Source organism: Streptomyces sp. NPDC058662 (assembly GCF_042716255.1).
Classification (GTDB): domain Bacteria; phylum Actinomycetota; class Actinomycetes; order Streptomycetales; family Streptomycetaceae; genus Streptomyces.
Window position 1 is genome coordinate 1 of record NZ_JBHXRU010000055.1, and the last position, 4,830, is coordinate 4,830.

5 protein-coding genes and 1 pseudogene are annotated in these 4,830 nt (G+C 75.9%); 4 read left to right on the forward strand and 2 right to left on the reverse strand.

The genetic code is table 11. From position 1 onward, the window contains the following. Positions 1-185: 185 nt before the first annotated feature. Together ACFWUQ_RS19755 and ACFWUQ_RS19760 are read left to right on the forward strand one after the other, a co-directional pair. Positions 186-377 (forward strand): annotated as a pseudogene (locus ACFWUQ_RS19755) (Appr-1-p processing protein); the annotation flags it as partial. Positions 378-700: 323 nt separating this feature from the next. Next, the gene (locus ACFWUQ_RS19760; protein WP_384539434.1) at positions 701-1,060 is read left to right on the forward strand and encodes a hypothetical protein; all 360 of its coding nucleotides are present in this window, start codon (positions 701-703) and stop codon (positions 1,058-1,060) included. A gap of 183 nt (positions 1,061-1,243) precedes the next feature. Here ACFWUQ_RS19760 and ACFWUQ_RS19765 read toward each other — a convergent pair whose 3' ends face one another. Continuing rightward, positions 1,244-1,690: a nitroreductase/quinone reductase family protein gene (locus ACFWUQ_RS19765; RefSeq protein WP_384539436.1), complete on the reverse strand. Its 447-nt coding sequence runs from the start codon at positions 1,688-1,690 to the stop codon at positions 1,244-1,246. A gap of 107 nt (positions 1,691-1,797) precedes the next feature. Here ACFWUQ_RS19765 and ACFWUQ_RS19770 point away from each other — a divergent pair, with 107 nt between their 5' ends. Then, positions 1,798-2,871 (forward strand): LysR family transcriptional regulator, encoded by a 1,074-nt coding sequence (locus ACFWUQ_RS19770; RefSeq protein WP_384539438.1) that lies wholly within the window; start codon positions 1,798-1,800, stop codon positions 2,869-2,871. Positions 2,872-3,003: 132 nt separating this feature from the next. On the opposite strand, the gene ACFWUQ_RS19775 is transcribed toward ACFWUQ_RS19770, so the two are convergent. Further along, on the reverse strand, positions 3,004-3,189 hold the full coding sequence (locus ACFWUQ_RS19775) for a hypothetical protein (RefSeq protein WP_362047664.1): 186 nt from the start codon (positions 3,187-3,189) through the stop codon (positions 3,004-3,006). A gap of 191 nt (positions 3,190-3,380) precedes the next feature. On the opposite strand from ACFWUQ_RS19775, the gene ACFWUQ_RS19780 reads away from it, so the two are divergent. Then, positions 3,381-4,724: a carbohydrate-binding protein gene (locus tag ACFWUQ_RS19780; RefSeq protein ID WP_384539440.1), complete on the forward strand. Its 1,344-nt coding sequence runs from the start codon at positions 3,381-3,383 to the stop codon at positions 4,722-4,724. Positions 4,725-4,830: the final 106 nt, after the last annotated feature.

A 4,830-nucleotide genomic window follows, 5' to 3' on the forward strand; every position in this document is an offset into this window, starting at 1 on the left:
CCCCGGCCTGGACGCGCGCCCGAGGCGCGGCGCCCGCCGCGCCGCACCCGCCGCGCCGATGCACCGCGCCCCGCCGTCGCCGGGCTAATGCCGCGCCCCGCCCACCGGCCCGTTGTCAGTGGCACCCCGTACGTTGTCGGTACGGCGTTCCCTGGGGGAGGGGGCCGGCAGGGGGAGGCGGGGGCGTGAAGGACATCAGCATCATCGGCGGGGACGCGACGAGTCCGCAGGCCAAGGGGCCCAAGATCGTGGCGCACGTCTGCAACGACATCGGGGCATGGGGCAAGGGTTTCGTCGTCGCCGTCTCACGGCGCTGGCCCGAGCTGGAAGCCGCGTTCCGGGCCTGGCACCGGGGGCGCGCCGGAAACGACTTCGGGCGAGTACGAGGCCGGCGGCCGCACCTACCGCGCTAACGCGGCCCCCGCCGTCCCGCGGACCTGACCGCCGCTCCCGCACGAACGGGGCGCGGCTGGGGTGGCACGCCGCATGCGGTGCCCCGGTGTGCCGGGGGGCGCCCCGTGGTCCCGTGGGAGACGGGTACGGGCGCGCCGTGGCGGTCTCCCCTCTCCGCCCGGGGGCGTGGCGCGGTGGTGCGGGAGCGCCACGCCGAGGGAGGGCGGAGGATCGATTCGTCGTGGCGGACCCTCCTAGGGTCGAGCCCGCACGCCCTCCCCCTCCCCCCACGGAACGGACCCCTGGCATGAAGCTCCGCAACACCGCCGCCGCGACCCTGGGCGCCCTCGCGCTGGCCCTGTCCTTCCCCGCCTCCGCCCTGGCCGCCGAGGGCTACTTCGGCTACAAGTACGTCGACGGCTTCGGCCAGGAGCAGCGGCAGGCCCTGTCCCACCCGCACAGCGGCGAGTGCATCAACCTGCACTTCGTCAGCGACGACGACGTGCGGCCCGGCTACGCGCCGCACAACGCGACCGACTCCGCCGCCGTCGTGTACGCCGACGCCGACTGCGAGGGTCCCGAGTGGCGGCTGCGCGCGGGTGGCAACCCGGCGCGCGACGACCTGAAGGTCCGTTCCGTGCGCTTCGACGTCAACCCCTCCGAGTAGTCCCGGCCGCCTCGTACGGGGGCGTACCCGAGTAGTCCCGGCCGCCTCGTAGGGCCGCACGAGAGGCCCCCCGTACGAGGCCCACCCCCGGCCCCGCCGCGCGAGGCCGCCCGAGGCCGCAGCCCCCGGCCAACCGTTTCTGCGTACTCCGCGCCCCGCGCAAGAATCCCGCTCGCCGCCCGCTCAGGCCTCGATGATCACCATCGGGATCTCGCGCGGCGAAGCCGCCGCCCGGTAGTCGTCGTAGGCGGGCCACAGAGCCGTCATGGCCTCCCAGTAGGTGTCGCGCTCCGCCCGCGTGGCCGTGCGCGCCGTGCCCTTGAGGACGGCCGGGCCGACCTGCAGCCGCACCTCCGGGTGGGAGGTGATGTTCAGGTACCAGGCGGGGTGGGCCGGGGCGCCGTGGGCGGCGGCGAGGACGATGAAGCGGCCGACGTCCTCGGTGTAGATCAGCGGGGTGCGGACCGCGCGGCCGCTCACCCGGTCCACCGTGGTGAGCAGGAGGGTGGGGACCCCGTGCCAGAGGTACCCGTCCGCTCCCGCGCTGCTCACGTAGGCGCGTACGTGGTCGAGCCTCGGGCCGGGCCGCGGGTCCGTGGGGTGGTCCCAGTCGACGTCCAGTGCGTGCATTTACCTGTCCTTAGGGTTGTGGCCCCCGGGCGGCTAACGAGCATTCACCGATTCTGGATGCGGCCGACCCGTAGCGCATGCCGACAGGTCTGGACCAAGCTCGTCGTATGGATCTGGAGCTGAGGCACCTCAAGATCGTCAGGGCCGTCGCCGACGCCGGGAGCCTGACCCGCGCCGCCACCGCGCTGGGGCTCGCGCAGCCCGCGCTCAGCGCCCAGCTGAAGCGGGTCGAGCGGGCCCTGGGCGGAGAGCTCTTCGTACGCGGGCGCCTCGGCGTACGGGCCACCGCGCTCGGGGAACTGGTGCTGGAGCGGGCGCGCGTCGTGCTCCCGGCCGTGTACGAACTGCAGGAGGACGCCCAGCGGTTCGTCCGCCAGGGCGCGGAGGGGTACCGGCTCGGGGGGACCCACGGCCCGCTGCTCGGCGGGCTCGTCGACCGGCTCGCGCAGCGGGAACCGGGGGTTCCGGTCACCACCTACACCTCCTGGTCCGAGCGGGAGGTCGCCGCGGGCGTCGCCGGCGGGCGGCTGGACTTCGCGCTCGTCGGGGTGTGCGGCGAGAGCCCGCCCCCGGAGCCGGGGCGCCTCGCCTGGACCGAGGTGGCGCGCGATCCGGTGCACGTGATGCTGGCCGAGGACCATCCACTGGCACGTGCGCCGCGGGCCGACATCGAGCTGGCCGAGCTGGCCGCCGAGGCGTGGACGGACGTACCGGGCGACGGGTGCTTCGGGGACTGCTTCGCCGCCGCCTGCGTGCGGGCCGGCTTCACGCCCGCGTGCGTGTACGAGACCGACACCGCCTCCTGCGTGCACCTGGTGCAGGTGGGGCGCGCCGTCGGGCTGTGCCGCGCCACCTTCCCGGCCACCCCGGGGCTGGTCACCCGGCCCCTCGCCGGGACCCCGCTGGTCTGGCGGCACCTGCTCGGCTGGCATCCGGCGGCGCCCGCGGCGGCGCGGGCCGCCGGCGTGCTGGAGCACGCCCGGGCCGCGCACGCCGAGGCGATGGCCCGCTCGGCCGGCGGCGCGCCGCGCGCTCAGACGAGCGGCCCGGCCCGCTCGGCCAGTTCGATAACCACCGGGACCACCGGGACCACCGGGACCACCGGGACCACCGGGACGTCCGCGTACCCGCCCGCACGGTCCCCGTCCTGGCCCGCGGTGACGGTGCCGAAGACCGCGTAGCCGAAGCCGCCGGGCGTCGGGGGAGCGAGGGAGGCGTTGTCCGCCACCGGCGCGGGCGTGCCCCGGCCCGGGGTGCGACCCCGGGCCGGAGCGACAGCAGCGTTCTCGCCCCGTCATCGCGTGCCACCGCCCCTAGGGCAGGTAGCGCTCGATGACCTGCGGGCCCTCCTTCTCGATCAGCTTGCGGGCCTTCTCGACCCGCTCCGGAGTCGGGTCGTGGCCGGTCGCCATCACGAGGTCCTCGGGGTCGTACGGTCGCTCCCCGCCCGTGAAGAGCCGGTCCGACCGGGTGGGCTGCTGGTCCGATTCACTGTCCATCGCGTACCTCCTCCGCTGCCCCCTTGGCCCCCATCCTCCGGCGGCCGGGCCATGAACGCACCTCGGCCGGGTCCGGGCTCCGGGCATAACGCCGGGGGAGGGGCCAACTGGCAGCTGCCGCACGCTGGTTCGGATTTCTACGGTTTCCGCAGACCCCGCCTCACCCCCCACGGAAACCGAGGAGACCACCCATGCTCAAGCGACACGCCCGTGCGGCGTGTACCGCCCTGGCCGCCGCCGGGATGCTGCTCGCGGGAACGGGCGGCGCCCTCGCCGACTCCGACCCCGCCGCACCCTCGGCGGCGACCACCCTGCGCACCGCCGAGGCCCCGGCCGAGCTGCTCACCGCCATGCAGCGCGACCTGGGGCTGAGCCCCGCGCAGGCCCGCAGCCGCCTCGCCCACGAGGCCGAGGCCGGGGCCACCTCCGCCCGGCTCCAGGCCCGGCTCGGCAGCGCCTTCGCCGGGGCCTGGGTGGACGGCGCCGACGCCGCCGTCCTGACCGTGGCCACCACCCGGGCCGCCGACACCGCCGCGATACGGGCCGCCGGGGCCCGGGCGGAGCTGGTCCCGCACGCCCTGGCCGACCTGGAGACCGCCAAGGCCGCCCTGGACCGGGCCGCGGGACCGGCGACCCCGGTGCGGTACGTGGACCCCCGCTCCAACACCCTCGTCGTCGAGGAGGCCGAGCCGGGCGCGGCGGCCGGCCTACTGGCCGCCACCGGTACCGACGCCGCCCTGGTCACGGTGGTCCGTACGGCCGAGGCCCCGCGCCCGCTGTACGACCTGCGCGGCGGCGACGCGTACTACATGAACGGCAGCGGCCGCTGCTCGGTGGGCTTCCCGGTCACCAGGGGGACCACCCAGGGATTCGCCACCGCCGGCCACTGCGGCCGCGCCGGGACGACCACCAGCGGTTTCAACCAGGTCGCCCAGGGGTCCTTCCAGGCCTCGGTCTTCCCCGGCAGCGACATGGCCTGGGTGGCCGCGAACGGCCAGTGGACGGCCACCCCGTACGTGAAGGGCAGCGGGGGCGCGAACGTCCAGGTCACCGGATCGGTACTGCAGCCCGTCGGGGCATCGGTGTGCCGCTCCGGATCGACCACCGGCTGGCACTGCGGGACGATCCAGCAGCACAACACCAGCGTCACCTACCCCGAGGGCACCATCTCCGGAGTGACCCGTACGACGGTCTGCGCCGAGCCCGGTGACTCGGGCGGCTCGTACATCTCCGGCAGCCAGGCCCAGGGTGTGACCTCCGGCGGCTCCGGGAACTGCTCCAGCGGCGGCACGACCTTCTTCCAGCCGCTGAACCCGATCCTGTCGGCGTACGGCCTGACCCTCAAGGTCGCCGGCGGAGGCCCCGGCCCCGGCCCCGGCGACCCCGAGCCCGGCGGCACGTGGAAGGCGGGCAGCGTCTACGCGACGGGCGCCACCGTCACCTACGGGGGCGCGAGCTACCGCTGCCTCCAGGGCCACCAGGCCCAGACGGGCTGGGAGCCGCCGAACGTGCCGGCGCTCTGGCAGCGGCTGTAACGGCCGCCGGCCGGTGCCGCGACTGCCGAGGGGGCGGTGGGGGGAGCCCGGCGCGGCTGCGGGCCCGGCCGGAAGGATCGCGGCGAGGTCGCGGCCCCCCCGGACG

Excerpts from the sequence above, each read along its gene's own strand:
- ACFWUQ_RS19760 (WP_384539434.1), top strand. The coding sequence starts at position 701 with ATGAAGCTCCGCAACACCGCCGCCGCGACCCTGGGCGCCCTCGCGCTG.
- ACFWUQ_RS19765 (WP_384539436.1), bottom strand. The coding sequence starts at position 1,690 with ATGCACGCACTGGACGTCGACTGGGACCACCCCACGGACCCGCGGCCC.
- ACFWUQ_RS19770 (WP_384539438.1), top strand. The coding sequence starts at position 1,798 with ATGGATCTGGAGCTGAGGCACCTCAAGATCGTCAGGGCCGTCGCCGAC.
- ACFWUQ_RS19775 (WP_362047664.1), bottom strand. The coding sequence starts at position 3,189 with ATGGACAGTGAATCGGACCAGCAGCCCACCCGGTCGGACCGGCTCTTC.
- ACFWUQ_RS19780 (WP_384539440.1), top strand. The coding sequence starts at position 3,381 with ATGCTCAAGCGACACGCCCGTGCGGCGTGTACCGCCCTGGCCGCCGCC.